The organism is Staphylococcus lutrae (assembly GCF_002101335.1).
Taxonomy (GTDB): Bacteria; Bacillota; Bacilli; order Staphylococcales; family Staphylococcaceae; genus Staphylococcus; species Staphylococcus lutrae.
On record NZ_CP020773.1, the window covers coordinates 30,212 to 47,861 of the forward strand.

The 17,650-nt window shown below is 37.1% G+C and carries 19 protein-coding genes; 1 reads left to right on the forward strand and 18 read right to left on the reverse strand.

Translation table 11 applies throughout. From position 1 onward, the window contains the following. Positions 1-22: 22 nt before the first annotated feature. Both B5P37_RS00175 and ccpN read right to left on the reverse strand, forming a co-directional pair. Positions 23-841 (reverse strand): pyruvate, water dikinase regulatory protein, encoded by an 819-nt coding sequence (locus tag B5P37_RS00175; RefSeq protein ID WP_085235954.1) that lies wholly within the window; start codon positions 839-841, stop codon positions 23-25. A gap of 11 nt (positions 842-852) precedes the next feature. Then, positions 853-1,431 carry a transcriptional regulator CcpN gene (gene ccpN, locus B5P37_RS00180; protein ID WP_240622372.1) on the reverse strand — a complete coding sequence of 193 codons (579 nt, stop codon included), beginning with the start codon at positions 1,429-1,431 and terminating at the stop codon, positions 853-855. Between the two features lie 501 nt (positions 1,432-1,932). On the opposite strand from ccpN, the gene B5P37_RS00185 reads away from it, so the two are divergent. Further along, a complete protein-coding gene (locus tag B5P37_RS00185; RefSeq protein WP_085235958.1) occupies positions 1,933-3,327 on the forward strand; it encodes a glycine--tRNA ligase in 1,395 nt (464 codons plus the stop codon). 337 nt (positions 3,328-3,664) lie between these two features. Here the strand turns inward: B5P37_RS00185 and recO are convergent, their stop codons facing one another. The 16 genes from recO to grpE form a co-directional block, all read right to left on the reverse strand. Further along, positions 3,665-4,435 carry a DNA repair protein RecO gene (gene recO, locus B5P37_RS00190; protein WP_085235960.1) on the reverse strand — a complete coding sequence of 257 codons (771 nt, stop codon included), beginning with the start codon at positions 4,433-4,435 and terminating at the stop codon, positions 3,665-3,667. 23 nt (positions 4,436-4,458) lie between these two features. Continuing rightward, on the reverse strand, positions 4,459-5,355 hold the full coding sequence (gene era, locus B5P37_RS00195) for a GTPase Era (protein ID WP_085235962.1): 897 nt from the start codon (positions 5,353-5,355) through the stop codon (positions 4,459-4,461). Beyond that, entirely contained in the window at positions 5,348-5,758 is a 411-nt protein-coding gene (cdd, locus tag B5P37_RS00200; RefSeq protein ID WP_085235964.1) for a cytidine deaminase, read from the reverse strand. Before cdd ends, era begins: the two co-directional genes overlap by 8 nt. Positions 5,759-5,773: 15 nt before the next feature. Then, the gene (locus B5P37_RS00205) at positions 5,774-6,118 is read right to left on the reverse strand and encodes a diacylglycerol kinase family protein (protein WP_085235966.1); all 345 of its coding nucleotides are present in this window, start codon (positions 6,116-6,118) and stop codon (positions 5,774-5,776) included. Further along, complete coding sequence (ybeY, locus tag B5P37_RS00210; RefSeq protein ID WP_085235968.1) at positions 6,118-6,582, reverse strand: rRNA maturation RNase YbeY; 465 nt, start codon at positions 6,580-6,582, stop codon at positions 6,118-6,120. Before ybeY ends, B5P37_RS00205 begins: the two co-directional genes overlap by 1 nt. 3 nt (positions 6,583-6,585) lie before the next feature. Continuing rightward, a complete protein-coding gene (locus tag B5P37_RS00215) occupies positions 6,586-7,530 on the reverse strand; it encodes a PhoH family protein (protein WP_085235971.1) in 945 nt (314 codons plus the stop codon). 338 nt (positions 7,531-7,868) lie between these two features. Further along, entirely contained in the window at positions 7,869-8,462 is a 594-nt protein-coding gene (locus tag B5P37_RS00220) for a hypothetical protein (RefSeq protein WP_085235973.1), read from the reverse strand. A gap of 18 nt (positions 8,463-8,480) precedes the next feature. After that, positions 8,481-9,482 carry a flotillin-like protein FloA gene (gene floA / locus B5P37_RS00225; protein WP_085235975.1) on the reverse strand — a complete coding sequence of 334 codons (1,002 nt, stop codon included), beginning with the start codon at positions 9,480-9,482 and terminating at the stop codon, positions 8,481-8,483. Between the two features lie 14 nt (positions 9,483-9,496). Next, positions 9,497-10,201 (reverse strand): NfeD family protein, encoded by a 705-nt coding sequence (locus tag B5P37_RS00230; protein WP_085235978.1) that lies wholly within the window; start codon positions 10,199-10,201, stop codon positions 9,497-9,499. Between the two features lie 275 nt (positions 10,202-10,476). Beyond that, positions 10,477-10,653 carry a 30S ribosomal protein S21 gene (rpsU, locus tag B5P37_RS00235; protein ID WP_002471046.1) on the reverse strand — a complete coding sequence of 59 codons (177 nt, stop codon included), beginning with the start codon at positions 10,651-10,653 and terminating at the stop codon, positions 10,477-10,479. Positions 10,654-10,852: 199 nt separating this feature from the next. After that, positions 10,853-12,205, reverse strand: coding sequence for a tRNA (N(6)-L-threonylcarbamoyladenosine(37)-C(2))-methylthiotransferase MtaB (mtaB, locus tag B5P37_RS00240; RefSeq protein ID WP_085235980.1), 1,353 nt, complete (start codon positions 12,203-12,205; stop codon positions 10,853-10,855). A gap of 4 nt (positions 12,206-12,209) precedes the next feature. After that, complete coding sequence (locus tag B5P37_RS00245; RefSeq protein ID WP_085235982.1) at positions 12,210-12,962, reverse strand: 16S rRNA (uracil(1498)-N(3))-methyltransferase; 753 nt, start codon at positions 12,960-12,962, stop codon at positions 12,210-12,212. 1 nt (position 12,963) lies between these two features. Further along, the gene (prmA, locus tag B5P37_RS00250; protein WP_085235985.1) at positions 12,964-13,896 is read right to left on the reverse strand and encodes a 50S ribosomal protein L11 methyltransferase; all 933 of its coding nucleotides are present in this window, start codon (positions 13,894-13,896) and stop codon (positions 12,964-12,966) included. Between the two features lie 3 nt (positions 13,897-13,899). Next, entirely contained in the window at positions 13,900-15,033 is a 1,134-nt protein-coding gene (gene dnaJ, locus B5P37_RS00255; protein ID WP_085235987.1) for a molecular chaperone DnaJ, read from the reverse strand. 107 nt (positions 15,034-15,140) lie between these two features. Continuing rightward, positions 15,141-16,970 (reverse strand): molecular chaperone DnaK, encoded by a 1,830-nt coding sequence (gene dnaK / locus B5P37_RS00260; protein WP_085235990.1) that lies wholly within the window; start codon positions 16,968-16,970, stop codon positions 15,141-15,143. A gap of 63 nt (positions 16,971-17,033) precedes the next feature. Beyond that, complete coding sequence (grpE, locus tag B5P37_RS00265) at positions 17,034-17,639, reverse strand: nucleotide exchange factor GrpE (RefSeq protein ID WP_085235992.1); 606 nt, start codon at positions 17,637-17,639, stop codon at positions 17,034-17,036. Between the last annotated feature and the right edge of the window lie 11 nt (positions 17,640-17,650).

A 17,650-nucleotide genomic window follows, 5' to 3' on the forward strand; every position in this document is an offset into this window, starting at 1 on the left:
TACATTATACAATTTATTCATGTTAGATGGAATGATTATGCTCAATAATTTGAATAATGTTATTCGCCGTTTCTTCAATGGCCTTATTCGATACATCCAATACAGGGCAACCAATGCGTTCAACAATTTGATTGAAATATGTTAGTTCTTCAGCAATACGTTGGTCAGTTGCATAACGTGCAGAGTCTGATAATCCCAATTGCTTTAGACGTTCTTTACGAATGGCATTCAATTTTTCAGAACTAATTTTAAGTGCCACACATTTTTTCGGATCAACATCAAATAAAGCTTCAGGTGGTGTGACTTCAGGCACAATGGGTACATTCATGACTTTATAACGTTTATGCGCTAAATATTGAGAAATTGGTGTTTTTGAAGTGCGTGAAATACCGATTAATACAATATCCGCTTTAGGAAGCCCTTTAGGATCTTTGCAATCATCATATTTTACCGCAAATTCCATAGCTTCGATTTTTTTGAAATAATCTTCATCCAGCTTATGCACGATACCCGGTTCGTTTAAAGGTTTTTGTTGAAATGTTTGCTCCATTACTTCTAATAGTGGTCCCATAATATCGACCGACTTAAGTTGGTTTTGTTCGATTTCTTTTTTAATGTATTTTCTAATATCTGGACGCACAAGCGTGTAAATAATGATTGATTCGGATTCTTTAGCGACTGCAATCACTTCATCAATATTTTCTGTCGTTTCAATATAAGGATAACGCAAAATATGAGGAGAATGTTCACAATCATCAAATTGAGAAATACACGCTTTTGCGACGAGTTCAGCTGTTTCGCCTACTGAATCTGATGCAATAATAATTTTTATATTTGCCATGGATCATCCTCCTAATCATCAAACAATGACACAAATAATTTAGTGATTGTTGTCTTTGAGATACGGCCAGTTACTTCAAATTTGCCGTTCTCCTTTTCTTTTACTATAGGGATTGAATCAATCTCTTTATGAATCATTTGCCGTGCTGCATATAAAATAAGATCATCTTCTCTCATCAATACGATGTTCGGCATACGCGTCATTATCATACTTACAGGCATCGTATGAATATCTTGACCCGCCATAGAGGCGCGCAGTAAATCTTTTCTCGAACATACACCCACCAGCTCATTTTCTTCATTGACGATAAACAATGTGCCAACGTCTTCGATAAAAATGGCACAAATGGCTTCATAAACATTAACTTGACTTTTCAAAATAACAGGCTGCGAGCGATAATCTTTGACTTTATATTGCTTAAATTTTTCAGTTAACAACTGTGAACTGGACTTCCCAGAATAAAAATAGCCTACGCGAGGTCGAGCTTCCAAAAAACCAGCCATCGTGAGGATTGCAAGGTCAGGTCTCAAAGTTGCACGCGTTAGATTGAGACGTTCAGCAATTTTTTCTCCAGTAATCGGTCCATCCATTTTTACAATTTCAACAATGTGTTCCTGTCTTGAATTGAGTTCGATCTGGGTCTCTGCCTATTTAAAACCGCTACATGTCGGTTATGCTAATTAAATAGCAGAAGTGCCTCCTTTTTGCATATTAGCACTATATTTTTTACATCCAATGATAATTAAAAATCAAACTATGCTTTGTAAAGCGTTGATCAGTTAGACGACGAATCGATGGTCTTCATTGCCCTATACGTTTCTTTTATTAAGTATATGCTCCATTATAACTTGTTATGTGATTACAGACAATTATGTTTTTTCTTGCCTTTCTATGGACTATAATTTAAAATTATAAACAAAGCGAGTTAAGAATGGTGAAAGCTTAACACTTCTATTTGGCTTGAATTTTAAACAAAATAAAAGTGAGTGGCGACACTAATTTGGGTGGAACCGCGGATTATTAAAATAATTCGTCCCAAGGCAAAGTTAATTCTTTGGCTTGGGATTTTTAATTTTTAAGGAGTGTGTTGTATGGAGAAAAAGAACATGGACAAAATTGTACAATTGGCAAAGCATAGAGGCTTTGTATTTCCAGGTAGTGAGATCTATGGTGGGTTAGCAAATACTTGGGATTATGGCCCACTCGGTGTTGAATTGAAAAACAATATAAAAAAAGCGTGGTGGAAAAAATTCATCACACAATCCCCTTATAATGTTGGTTTAGACGCAGCAATTTTAATGAACCCGAAAACTTGGGAAGCTTCAGGACACTTGGCGAACTTTAATGATCCAATGATTGATAACAAAGATAGTAAAATCCGTTATCGTGCGGACAAACTCATTGAAGATTACATGGCAAATGTAAAAGGCGATGAAAATTTCATTGCTGATGGGTTGAGTTTTGATGAGATGAAACGGATCATCGATGAAGAAGGAATCACTTGTCCTGTTAGTGGCACAGCAAACTGGACTGACATTCGACAATTCAATTTGATGTTTAAAACGTTTCAAGGCGTAACTGAGGACTCTACGAATGAAATCTTTCTACGTCCTGAAACAGCACAAGGTATTTTTGTGAATTATAAAAATGTACAGCGTACGATGCGTAAAAAATTACCTTTTGGTATTGGTCAAATAGGGAAATCATTCCGTAATGAAATCACTCCGGGTAATTTTATTTTCCGTACACGGGAGTTCGAACAAATGGAGTTGGAATTTTTCTGTAAGCCTGGTACTGAAATTGAGTGGCAAAATTACTGGAAAAACTTTGCCGCACAATGGCTAGAAAATTTAGGCTTAAACAAAGAGAACACGCGCTTACGCGACCATGATGAAGATGAGCTATCACATTATTCTAATGCAACGACTGACATCGAATATCGTTTCCCATTCGGTTGGGGCGAACTATGGGGTATTGCTAGTCGTACAGACTTTGATTTAAAACAACATAGTACACATTCAGGTGAAGACTTTAACTATCATGATCCTGAAACAAATGAAAAGTATTTGCCATATTGTATTGAGCCATCATTAGGTGCAGACCGTGTTACTTTGGCATTCCTTTGTGATGCATATGAAGAAGAAGGCATTGAGGGCAGTAACGATGCACGTACAGTGCTACACTTCCATCCTGCCATCGCACCATATAAAGCTGCAATATTACCGTTAAGTAAAAAGCTGTCTGCAGAAGCGATTAAAGTCTATGAACAATTGAGCGAATCATTTGCTGTAGATTTTGATGAATCACAGTCTATTGGTAAACGTTATCGTCGTCAAGATGAAATTGGTACACCATACTGTATCACTTTTGATTTTGATTCTTTAGAAGATCAACAAGTAACCGTTCGTGACCGTGATACAATGGAACAAGTTCGTATGCCAATTCACGAATTAAATGCATTTTTATCAGAAAAAGTAAAGTTTTAGTTAAGTTAATCACGCGATACAAGTAATAACGTAAAGATTTAGGCAAATTGAGATATGGATTACGTTAAAATTTTGCCCTGTTAACTTGTTGAAATGAAATGTTCGCGTGTTTGGGCATCGATTTTACATCGTCCTTTTCCCCATATCATGAGTTAAGGTGATATGGGGAACGGATGGATGTCCCCTATTTTTTAAAGAGATGTCATCGTCTAATATTTTCCGATTGTTCCTCGTACAGCATCAGACAACCCCCCCTAAACAAAACCCCATCGGCTCATTTATGATTACAAAAAAGGCAGGAAGTATGATCTTCCCACCTTAGAAATGCATGATTGCGCTAATCCGTATATCGCCTATCTGTCTCTAATCGATGCAGTTGGTTAATCATCCGTTGACTTTTAAAGTACATGCCGGCATATTCCTTATACAAAAGTAAAATGAATTGTGACATTTCTTCTATAATACTTTCTTGGATGCGTATGTCATTTATTTTTGTTAATGGCAAATTTTTTAAAACAAGCATGAGGTAAATCGTTTTGTTTGATAAAGGCAATGCTTTAGGGTCTTTATAAGCCACTTGTTGTGCAATCACCCCATTATACTTAAAGCTGTAATGAGAGAGATGAGCTGGATTGGTATCACCAGTTATCACGCACTGTGATAAATCAATATCGAATCCAAAATGTGTGATACACTTCAACATAACGATATTAGCGATCAGTTGTGGTGAAACACCGTGTTGAAAACGATGCAAGGCGAAGTGAAGCAGTTGATACATGCCTTGTTGCACTTCATCTGGCTCCATCGCACGATCGATCGTTTCAACGCACAAACTGCCATAACTATGGGCAAAGATATCTTGGCGGAGCTCGTAGTTGAGATGTAAAATGTCAACTGAGGTCAATGTGCCCATACCTTTCCATTTGTTATATATAAAAAGACCTTCTACAAAGCGTTGCGTCGTCGCTTGCAACCCAGATTTAACTTTTTTAGCCCGTCGGACCATGAGTGGTATTTTGGCGCCATGTTCGTTAAGTATCGTGATAATCTTATCAGACTCGCCATAATCTATGGCCTTAATAATAATCCCTTTTTGTTTAACAAGCATGTGAACACCACCTTTTTCAGCGCTTATTCATCTTCAACATAACCCATTTGTTTAATGAAAGTGGCTTTATTACGCCAATCTTTTTGCACTTTTACCCATAGATCAAGATAAACTTTAGAGCCGAGTAAATGTTCAATATCTCGACGTGCACGCTTGCCAATTTCTTTGAGTTTTTTACCTCCTTTGCCGATGACAATTCCTTTTTGTGAATCGCGCTCGACAAAGATAATGGCTTCAATATGAACACGATCTTCTGACTCCTGAATCATCTGCTCAACATGAACCCCAATGGCATGTGGGATTTCTTCACTCGTGGTTTGTAAAATCTTTTCACGGATTAATTCACTCACTACGAATTGTTCTGGATGGTCTGAAATTTGTCCATCTGGATAATATTGAGGCCCTTCTGGTAAATACGATTTTAAAACATTAATAAAATGATCGACATTATGGCCTTCAAGGGCAGAAATCGGGACAATTTCTGCAAAATCCATGTATTTTTGATATTGTTCAATTCTAGGCATCAATTGATCTGGATGTACGAGATCAATTTTGTTTAAGACTAAAAAGACGGGTGTTTGAATCGTTTTAAGCATGTCCATAATGTATTCATCACCGCGACCAATGGGTTCATTGACATTAACCATAAACATGACTGCATCGATTTCAGAAAGTGTGTTTTTAGCCACCTTCATCATATATTGTCCGAGCTTATGTTTCGGTTTATGAATGCCCGGTGTATCTAAAAATACGATTTGTGCACCTTGTTGGGTCATTACGCCTTGTATTTTGTTACGTGTCGTTTGAGCTTTGTCAGACATAATTGCAATTTTATGTCCGATGACACGATTGACGAATGTGGATTTTCCTACATTCGGACGACCGATAATCGTCACAAAGCCTGATTTGTGTTTATCCATTGTTTAAATCCTTTCCTGAAAAGCCGTATGGTAATAATTCATCAACTGTAGATTCACGCATCTCTCCAGTTTGATTCGTCATGTAAACTGGCATATCTCCGTCGCAAAGTTCTTTCATCACTTGACGGCACGGACCACAAGGTGATGCAAGTTCTGGACTGTCGACAGTGATGGTGATCGACTCAAAATCACCAGGACGATAGCCTTGTGATATTGCAGCAACAAGTGCCGAACGTTCGGCACAAATAGAAGAAGGATAGGCCGCATTTTCGACATTTGTCCCGTGAAATGTTTGGCCGTCTTTAGTAATTAAATATGCGCCTACTTTAAATTGACTGTATGGTGCATAGGCCTTTTGTTGTGCTTTTCTAACTTCTGTGTAGTGTTTTTCTGTATAGCTCATCTTTATCTTCTCCTCTTATAACATTGAAATCAACTTAGGTATTAAAATCGTACTCCCTGTTATCAGGGCAAATAGTGCAGCAAGTAATACACTGAATGCGGCAATGTCTTTAGCATATTTCGCATAGAGATGAAACTCTTCTGTTGTCATATCGACGACATACTCAATCGCGGTATTCAACGCCTCACTGATCAAGACTAAAAATATTGATAAAACAATGAATAACCATTCCGTCATGCTCAGTGAAAGCCACCATCCTAAAATGATAACAAAACAAGTGACAACGATATGGTATAAAAAATGACGATCTTTTCTTAAAATTGTGTAACAGCCTTCAATCGCATATTTAAAACGACGCATTACGTCTCCCTCGTTAATCCGAATTCATTTAATATTGCTTTTTGACGTTGAAACATGACTTTTTCATCCGCTTCTGTCATATGGTCATAACCTAATAAATGCAAAAATCCGTGAAGCGCTAAAAATCCTAATTCACGTTCAAGAGAATGTTGGTATTGCTCAGCTTGTTCTTGAGCGACATCTGTACAAATAATAATATCTCCCAATACTCGGGGCATTTCGATACCTTCAAAAATATCTTCCTGTTCTTCAAAAGCGAATGAAATGACATCCGTGACTTTATCTTTATTACGGTATTCACGATTAATCGCTTGAATTTCAGCCTTGTCAACAAAAGTCACTGAAACTTCAGCTTCCTCTTCAATGCCTTCTGCCGTTTTGGAAAATGTTAATAATTGTTCGATTTGTGTATACCATTCATCTTTGACTTGTCCTGTATGATCACTAAAATCAATTGTAAACATAAATTAGTCCTCCTCATATCTACTAATGATAAGACCTACTAATGGATGGCGTACAACATCTGCTTGATCTAATTGCTGTATCGCTAACCCTTTAATGTTTTTAAGACGCTGTTCAGCCTCAATCAAACCACTTTTCACGCCTCGTGGTAGGTCAATTTGCGTTTTATCACCTGTGACCACCATCTTTGAACCAAAGCCGAGGCGCGTAAGAAACATTTTCATTTGCGCATGTGTTGTATTTTGAGCTTCATCTAATATCACAAACGCATCATCTAAAGTTCTCCCTCGCATATAAGCTAAAGGCGCAATTTCAATGATTCCTCGTTCAATTAAACGCGCTGTATGTTCAGCGCCTAATACTGTATGAAGTCCATCATATAACGGACGTAAGTAAGGGTCGACTTTTTCCTTTAAATCACCAGGAAGAAATCCAAGCGATTCTCCAGCTTCAACAGCGGGCCTTGTGAGTACAAGTCGCTTTACTTGCCCACTACGCAATGCTTTGGCTGCATAGACCACTGCTAAAAATGTTTTTCCCGTTCCCGCTGGTCCAATACCAAAAACAAGGTCGTTATTTTTCATAGCGTGAACGTACATCCGTTGACCCATCGTTTTTGCACGAATCGTTTTGCCTCCAGCATCTTTCGTTATTTCTTCCTCAAATAAATCAATCAAGTGATCAATTTGGCCATTTTTAGCCATTTTGATAGCGGCTTGTACATCTTTTACAGTGATTGATACACCTTGTTCAATGACTTTTAATAAGTTAATAAGTACAGATTCAGCCTCTGTTACTGCAGTGACTGTCTCCCCTTTCACTGCCACTTCTTGTCCTCGAGCATGTATCACAACATCGAACGCATCTTCAATGAGGTGAATGTGTTCATCATTATTCCCCAATAAAGCTTGCGCTTGGTTGATGTCATCAATCTGAATCAATTCAGGCATAAAGTAACTCCTTTACTCATTTTATTAATATCAATGTATCAAAATACATTTATACATACAATTCATCGTTTATGTTTCTTGCACATCTATTATATCATGTTTGAAGCGTATTAGATGTATCATAAAGTGCTGGATTGATAGAATATTAAAATGATTTTTGGGTTTATAAGAACTTCGAATATTCATATGGAGTCACAGCCTCTTGTTCACAAAAAAGGCATAGAAATCAACCTATGTTATGGCGACATGCCGATGCTATATATGACATTCAAACATAAAAACAAGCATTTATCCAAAATGTCAATTTAAAGATAAACGCTTGTTTTGTTGAGAGTGAACTACCACCTATTAGGACGCTGTAAAATTTCTGACCAAATGACACCATTCACAACTTCATTTTCCGAAAATGTTAAATCACTTTGTTGTACTACGGTGTTGCTATTGTTTGCTAGTAACTGTTTGAGTTTGATTTCTTTTGTTCGTTTTGATAAGTAACGATCTTGAAGGATATCATTTGCACGACGTTGTATATGCGTCATCCGTTTTTGTCGTTCTTTGTCGAGCAATTTATCAATTTCTTGCATTTCATAATCTAGCATTTGTTGCAAATCAGCATGAGATTGTTGCTTTGCTTTTGAACCCGACGGCATTGATTCAGAACGCATAGGATGAGTCTGAGTTTGAGTAGGCATTACCTTTTTAGGTGTCCTTTGTTTTGTTTGTTGTGTCGGCTGTTCTTTTTGTTCATTTTCAGGAAACTCAAGTTCAAACGTTTCAAGTTTTTTCTGAACTTTTTCCATGAAAGTTTCAGATTTCGGTAATTCTTTTTGTGGTTGCTTCGGTTGTGGCCGATCTTTATGACTTTTATCAAAAACAGCTTGTATAATTGAAATGACAATGGTAATGATAAATATGATCGCTCCGATACTCATACAATCACCTCAATTCAATTATTGTTCTGGCGTTGAGTTGTTATTTTGAGTACTCTTATTGATGGCTTCTCTCATTCCTGTATCAGCTTCAATATTTTTAAGATTGTAGTAGTCTTTAACACTCATATTTCCAGAGCGTAATGCTTCCGCTAATGCAAGTGGCACTTGTGCTTCAGCTTCCACCACTTTGGCATGCATTTCTTGAACACGGGCTTTCATTTCTTGTTCTTGTGCAACTGCCATAGCACGTCGTTCTTCTGCTTTTGCCTGAGCAATGTTTTTGTCTGCAATGGCTTGTTCTGTTTGTAAGTCTGCACCTATATTTTTACTAATATCAACATCAGCGATATCAATAGATAAAATTTCAAATGCAGTTCCAGAATCCAATCCTTTACTTAATACAGTTTTTGAGATATTATCTGGATTTTCTAAGACTTGTGTGTGATGCTCACTTGAACCAATGGTAGAGACAATCCCTTCACCTACACGGGCGATAATCGTGTCTTCTCCGGCACCACCGACTAAGCGTGAAATGTTTGCACGAACAGTGATACGTGCTTTAGCTTTAACTTCAATTCCGTTCATTGCAACACCTGCGATAAAAGGTGTCTCAATGACTTTAGGATTTACTGACATTTGAACGGCTTCTAGTACATCGCGTCCAGCTAAATCAATCGCTGCCCCACGTTCAAATGGTAAATTGATATCAGCGCGTTGTGCAGCGATATTTGCATCAACCACACGGTCAACATTCCCACCTGCTAAATAGTGAGATTCAAGTTGATTTGTTGTCAAATGTAAACCTGCTTTGTGTGCTTTAATTAATGGACCAATAACTTTTCGTGGTGATACACGACGTAAACGCATTCCAATTAATGTTCCGATTCCAACTTTAACACCTGCAGCTAACGCTGAAATCCAAAGTCCTACAGGTACGAAGGAAAAAAGGATAAGTAAAGCAACAATCACTAATACAGCAATAATTAAAAATGTAACCAATCCACTTAGTATCAAATTCATTCACTCCTTAATCATTATTGTTCTCTTACGACGACACGTGTACCTTCAACTTCAATAATGGTCACTTTCATCCCTTTACTAATATATGAACCTTCTGAGACGGCATCAATTCGCTTATTATTAAAAATAATAATGCCAGAAGGTCGTAAGTCAGTAAATGTTTCAGCTGTTTCACCAACGAGATGCGATTGATCATTATGTGACGTATACCCAGATTCTTTATTGGTTGAATCTCGAAGTACAACTTTATCAAATAACGCAATACCTTTTTTAAAAAACTTCACTAAAATCACCCATTCAATTAGTGTCAAAATCAACGCACAGATGACATTAAAAAGCATGGTTGGCAAATGATTCCCCATTGTAATAAAGCTCCATACAATGAAAACCATTCCAATAATGCCTAAAACTGCGCCGAACACAAACAACTCAATTACAATCAAAATAGCACCAATCACAAACAATAAAATAGTAATCGTTGATAAACTACCTTGAATAATAAAGCCTAAAAAGATAAGCAATAATGCAAATAGTGCGATAATCCCACTAAAATTAAATTTTCGAGAATAAAGTTGGTAAATAAAACCTAAAAAGACTGCACACGTCAAAATAAGCGTCACCACTTGAGAAGTTAATACTTCACCTAACTGGTGAAAAATACTCGCGTCAGAAATTTTGCCTATTAGAGTGGTAGTATGTAGAAAATATCTAATATGCATGGGCCTCACTCCCTTCCTTGTAGTATACATGAAAATATAAAATTCTTATAGTGTTTGCCAAAAAGTTTGCCAATATTAATAAAATAAGATGAATATGATATCAATCCATTCATCTCCAAATTAAACCTTTTATCGCTTCTCTTCATTCAGTGAGTAAATAGAGAATGATAAATGTAACTAAAAAGAACATGGGAAGATGAAATTCATTTGATCTCATCTTCCCATGTTTCATATATCAGTATTTGAATGTTGAGGGAGTTCAACACAATCAATCATTATCTGAATTTACGTTTACGCGCAGCTTCAGATTTCTTTTTACGTTTTACGCTTGGTTTTTCATAAAATTCGCGTTTGCGAACTTCTTGAATTGTACCGCTTTTTGACACTGAGCGTTTAAAACGACGTAAAGCATCTTCTAATGATTCGTTTTTGCGGACTACTGTTTTAGACATCTGTATTTCCCTCCCTCCAAATATCAAAAAAACTTTTATTCATCATTACACAGTAAGATACCATGTATTGTATAGTATAAAATAAATCTTTTTCTCGGTCAATCTTCAAATTTACATTTTTTAGTTAATATGAATCTTTTCCGATGTAAACGTTAAAATATTAATGTATTGTTAACATATCAACATGTGGATTCATATGTCAAGAAATTAATGCTGCATCGATTTCTGAGCTATTGCTTGCATGTTCAACGATACGCAACAGTTGACCTTGATTGATTGGATAACCTGGCTGTGTAATTTTAACTTTACAAATTTGTCCAATTAAAGAATCATCACCGCTAAATTCTACTTTCATATAGTTGTCAGCATATCCAACAAGTTTCCCATCATTTGAACTATGCTCCTCAGGTATTACTTCTAATACATCATTTTCAAAACGAGAGGCATATGACTTAGCGAGCTGATGACTTAACTCGATTAATCGATGGACCCGTTCATTTTTGATTTCTTCATCTATTTGATCATCCATTCGTGCTGCCGGTGTTCCAATCCTTGGCGAGTATGGAAAGACATGCAATTCGGAAAAATGATGGTTGACGATAAAATCATAAGTTTCTTGAAATTCAGCTTCAGTTTCTCCAGGGAAACCCACAATGACATCACTTGTTACTGCTAATCCAGGTAAAGCCGCATGTAATTTTTGGATGCGCTCAGAAAAATGAGCCATCGAATATTTACGGCGCATACGTTTTAATACACTGTCCGATCCTGACTGCAGTGGAATGTGCAGATGGCGTACAACTTTTTGAGAATGCTGTAACACTTCGATGACTTCATCCGTTAATTGACTCGCTTCAATCGAAGAAATACGAATGCGTTCGAGGCCTTCTACAGTCTCCAGGTCTCGAAGTAATTGTGCTAAATTATAATCTTTTAAATCTTGACCGTATCCTCCGGTGTGAATACCTGTTAGTACGATTTCTTTATATCCAGAGCGAACTAATTGTGTCGCTTGTTCAATGACTTTTTGTGGATCTCTTGAACGCATCAACCCTCGCGCCCATGGAATAATACAAAATGTACAGAAGTTGTTACAGCCTTCTTGTATTTTGAGAGATGCACGCGTACGATCTGTAAAATATGGAACATCCAATTCTTCATACGTACGATTTTTCATAATATTACTCACACCATTGATAGGTTGACGTTCGACTTGATAAGCATTGATATAGTCGAGCAACTTGTGACGGTCTTGTGTTCCAACAACGATATCTACACCCGGTATTTCCATGATTTCTGCTGGAGACGTTTGTGCATAACATCCTGTCACACAAATAACGGCATCCGGATTTTGACGAATTGCACGTCGAATGATTTGTCGACTTTTTTTGTCACCTGTATTCGTGACTGTACATGTATTAATAACGAACACATCCGCATTTTGTTCAAAATCTACTCGGTCGTATTCTGCATCTTTAAATAATTGCCAAATAGCCTCGGTTTCATAATGATTCACTTTACAGCCTAGTGTATGAAAGGCAACTGTAGACATAGATTCACCCCATTAATTCTATTTCATAACTTATCGCACTTAATGCATAAAGCGGTGCTGTTTCAGCTCTTAAAATACGTGGGCCTAAACCAACATTCATGGCTACATCTTTGAACAATGCAATTTCTTCCTCTGAGAAGCCACCTTCAGGACCAAATAAAAGCAACACTTTAGCGCCTGCCTTTAACTGACGCAACTGATCTTTAAATAAAGTACGCTCATTTTCTTTAGCTGATGTTTCATATGCCATAAGTACATGATCATATTGCCTAATCATATCATAAATTTCAGTTAAATTCGAGACAAATTGCACTTGAGGAATGCATTGACGATAGCTTTGTTCAGCTGCTTCTTTTACAATTTTTTGCCATCGTTCTAATTTTTTTGTTGCTTTTTGCGCATTGAGTTTGACGACAGAACGATCCATTTGCGTTGTAATAAATGATGTCGCTCCGAGTTCTGTAGCTTTCTGTAAAAGCCACTCATATTTGTCGCCTTTTATGAGTCCACTGCATATTGTGATTTCGACCGGCAATTCTGACTGTATAAGTAAGTGCGCTTCTGCTTCAACAATCACTTGTTCAGCTGTGATATTTACTATTTTACATCGATAAGTTTGTTGATCTAAAAAATTAACAATGATCTCATCACCTATCGTTTGTCGCATCACACTTTTAATATGATGGATATCATTCTTATCAGTGATAAAAAAACGCTGATTGGGTTCAGCGTTTTGATTTAAAAAGTACCTTTGCATCCTATTTCACCTTCTGACCAATGATACAAATCCAATTTTGATCATGCTTCACTTCTTTGATGACAAATCCTGTTTCTTCCATTAATGATTGTATCGTTTCGCGTTTTTCTTCAATGATACCTGATGCAATAAAATAACCATCGGGATTTAGACAATTGTATGCATCTTTGACCATTTTCTCAATAATATGCGCGAGTATATTTGCGATAACAACATCATAGTGCTTTGTCTCTCCGATTAAAAGGTTCCCTGTTGCAGTGTCAATCACATGTAAACAATTATTTTTTTCAAAGTTTTCTTGTGCAACCTTGATTGCCATTTCATCCAGATCAATCGCTTTAATAGACTGTGCGCCTAATAAATATGCAGCAATACTTAATATACCTGAACCCGTTCCGACATCAATCACTTGATGATGCGGTTGAATGGTTTCCTCGAGTGCTTTAAGGCACATGCTTGTCGTCGGATGATCCCCAGTTCCAAATGCCATACCCGGGTCTAACTCAATATATAAGTGTGTTTTGTCTCGTTCAACATCTTCCCAACTTGGAACGATGTAAAAACGCTCTGATGCTTGAAATGGATGAAAGTAATTTTTCCATTCATTTTCCCAATCCGATTCTTGTATTAATGTATCAGTGACTTGTAATACAGACTCGTCGACGAGTGAAGTGGACCGGAGTTGCGTTATAATTTTTTGTTTCAACGCCTCATTATATTGCAATGCATTAAAATAGCCTTTTATCACCATATGCTGTGCAGGGTAATCATTAGGGTTAAGTGCAAAAATCTCACCAAATCGATCTTCACGTTCTTTAGCCAATTCACTAGAATCTTCTATCGCAACGCCGTTAGAACCTACTTCTTGTAAAACCTCAGTGACAAACAATTCGGCTTCGTGATTCACGGTTACAGAGAGTTCAATCCAATCCATCCGCTACTCTCCTTTAAAAAAGCGACGCGCTTTATCTTTAAAATTTGAAGGTTGTTCTTGAATCGTTTCGCCAGATGCTTCAGCAAATTCTTTTAAAATTTCACGTTGGCGGTCATTGAGACGTGTTGGTGTTTGGACTCGGATATTAACGAATAAATCCCCATAACCGTATCCGTGTACATTTTTAATACCTTTACCTTTAAGTCTAAATTGTTTACCTGTTTGTGTCCCTTCAGGAATAGTGAGCATGACATGACCATTCAACGTTGGGATTTTCACTTCATCGCCTAAAGCAGCTTGTGCAAATCCTATATCGTGATGATAAATGATGTCATCGCCATCTCTCTTAAATTTATCAGAAGGTTTGACGCGGAATACGACAAACAAGTCACCAGCGGGGCCACCGTTTTCACCCGGGCCCCCTTGTCCTGAAAGACGAATTTGTTGATCATTGTCGACACCTTCAGGTACAGTCACTTCAAGCTTAACGTTTTTCATCTCTGTTCCTTTACCATGACAAGTTGGGCATGGCTCATCAAACGTTTCCCCACTGCCATTACATTCTGGACAAACTTGTTCAGTTCTAACGCGCCCTAAAATCGTATTTTGTTCAACTGATACATGACCTGCCCCATTACAATACGAACATGTTTTTTTCTTTGTCCCTGGTTTTGCACCTTCGCCATCACATGTATGACATGTCACTTCTTTTCGAATTGAAATTTCTTTCTTCGTACCGAAAACGGCTTCTTCAAAAGTGACAGTCATTGTATATTGAAGATCGTCACCTCTGCGTGGCGCATTGGGATCGCGCTGACGTTGAGCGCCGCCAAAAAATGAACTAAAGATATCTTCAAAACCTGCACCACCGAAACCAGAAAAGTCTTGTCCACCGAATCCTTGACCAAAACCACCTTGTGGTCCGCTATGGCCAAATTGATCATATTGAGCACGCTTATTGTCATCACTTAACACTTCATAAGCTTCACTGATTTCTTTAAATTTCTCGTCTGACCCTTCTTCTTTATTGATATCGGGATGATACTTTTTCGACAGTTTTCGATAGGCTTTTTTTATTTCATCTTTACTCGCACCTTTTGACACACCAAGGACTTCGTAATAATCTCGTTTTGCCAATGTCCTCTCTCCTTTTGAATTCATTTTTGAATAAAAAGAGGCTGGGACGATTGAATGTCCTAGCCCCTGTTGCGACTTTTTACAGTCAATATATCGTGTTTAATGACTTACTTTTTTTCGTTGTCATCATCTTTGACTTCTTTAAATTCAGCTTCTTCCACATTGTCATCGTTTTGAGAAGTATTATTACTTGCTTGTGCTTGTTGTGCAGCTTGTTCATAAACTTTCATAGATAACTGTTGAACGACTTGCTCTAATGCTTCTTTTTTCGTTTTGATGTCTTCAATATCGTTACCTTCTAAAGCTGTTTTAAGTGCTTCTTTTTTCTCTTCAGCATCTTTTTTATCTTCTTCACTAACGTTATCGGCTAAATCTTTTAGTGTTTTATCAACTTGGAATACTAATTGATCTGCGTCATTTCTTAAATCAACTTCTTCACGGCGTTTTTTATCTGCTTCAGCATTTTGCTCAGCATCTTTCACCATACGATCGATTTCTTCATCTGATAATGCAGAAGATGATTCGATTGTGATATTTTGCGCTTTATTTGTACCAAGATCTTTTGCTGTTACATTTACGATACCGTTTTTATCAATATCAAATGTCACTTCGATTTGAGGCACACCACGTGGTGCAGGTGGAATATCTGTTAATTGGAAACGGCCCAATGTTTTGTTGTCTGAAGCCATTGGACGCTCACCTTGTAATACGTGAATATCAACGGCAGGTTGGTTATCAGCAGCTGTTGAATAAACTTGAGATTTTGATGTTGGGATTGTTGTATTTCTTTCAATTAAAGTATTCATACGACCACCCATGATTTCAATACCGAGTGAAAGAGGCGTTACATCTAATAATACAACATCTTTTACTTCACCAGTAATGACACCACCTTGAATTGCAGCACCCATCGCTACAACTTCATCCGGGTTTACGCCTTTATTTGGCTCTTTACCAATTTCTTTTTTAATCGCTTCTTGGACAGCAGGAATACGTGTTGAACCCCCAACTAAAATCACTTCATCAATATCAGAATTTGAAAGTCCAGCATCTTTCATAGCTTGACGCGTAGGTCCCATCGTTTTTTGCACAAGATCATACGCTAATTCTTCAAATTTCGCACGACTTAATGTTGTTTCAAGATGTAATGGTCCAGCTTCACCTGCTGAGATGAAAGGTAATGAAATTTGTGTTGAAGATACACCTGATAAATCTTTTTTCGCTTTTTCAGCAGCATCTTTCAAACGTTGCAATGCCATTTTGTCTTTTGATAAGTCTACACCGTTTTCAGATTTAAATTGTTGTACAAGATAATCAATAATCACTTGGTCGAAGTCATCACCACCAAGTTTATTGTCCCCTGCTGTTGCTAATACTTCGAATACACCATCACCTAATTCAAGAATTGAAACGTCAAATGTACCACCACCAAGGTCGAACACAAGTACTTTCTCATCTTTATCCGTTTTATCTAAACCATAAGCTAACGCAGCAGCAGTCGGTTCATTGATAATACGTTCAACTTCAAGACCAGCAATTTTACCTGCATCTTTAGTTGCTTGACGTTCAGCATCATTGAAATATGCTGGAACAGTAATAACAGCTTTTTCTACTTTTTCACCTAAGTAACTTTCAGCAGTGCTTTTTAAGTTTTGTAAAATCATCGCTGAAATTTCTTGAGGTGTATATGATTTTCCATCGATTTCTTCCTTATGGTCTGTACCCATATAACGTTTGATCGATTGAATTGTATTAGGGTTTGTAATCGCTTGACGTTTTGCTACTTCACCCACTTGTGTTTCACCATTTTTAAATGCAACAACTGATGGTGTTGTTCTAGCGCCTTCTGGGTTTTGGATTACTTTTGGTTCGTCACCTTCTAATACTGATACACAAGAGTTTGTTGTACCTAAATCAATTCCAATTACTTTACTCATAGTCAAATTCCTCCTAATTTTCAAACATAATTATTTTTACATAAATGGTTTTTTTCGTCAAAATTATTGATTTACTTTAACCATCGAAGCACGAAGCACTCTATCGTTTAATCGATAACCCGCTTGTAATTCTTCAGTGATTTGTCCTGATTCAAAATCAGGATGCGCATCTTGCATCACCGCTTGGTGGAAATTTGGATCAAATTGCTCACCCTCGGATTGGATTTTTTCTAATCCATTGTCTTGTAGCGCTTTGAGAAGACTATCATAAACCATTTCGACACCTTTTTTTAATGCAGTAAATGCTTCTGTATCGCCTTCAATTTTTAATGCACGCTCAAAATTATCTAAGGCCGGTAAAACATCTGTTAACACTTTTTGAGCTTGATATTTCTTTTGTGTTTGTACTTCATTTTGTATACGTCTTTTATAATTTTCAAATTCTGCATATAAGCGTAGATATTGCTCTTCTTTTGCTTCGATTTCTGATTTTAATGATGCAATTTCTATTTCTTTAGGATCGCTTATTTCATTTTCTCCATTTTCTTTTGAGTCCTCTTCGTTCATAACATCTTCAGTGTCTTGCTTAACTTCTGAAGCATCTGTTATTTCTGTCGACTCATTTTCTGTTACTTCTTCGTCTTTACGAATATCTTTTTCGTCTGACATTTTCAAACCTC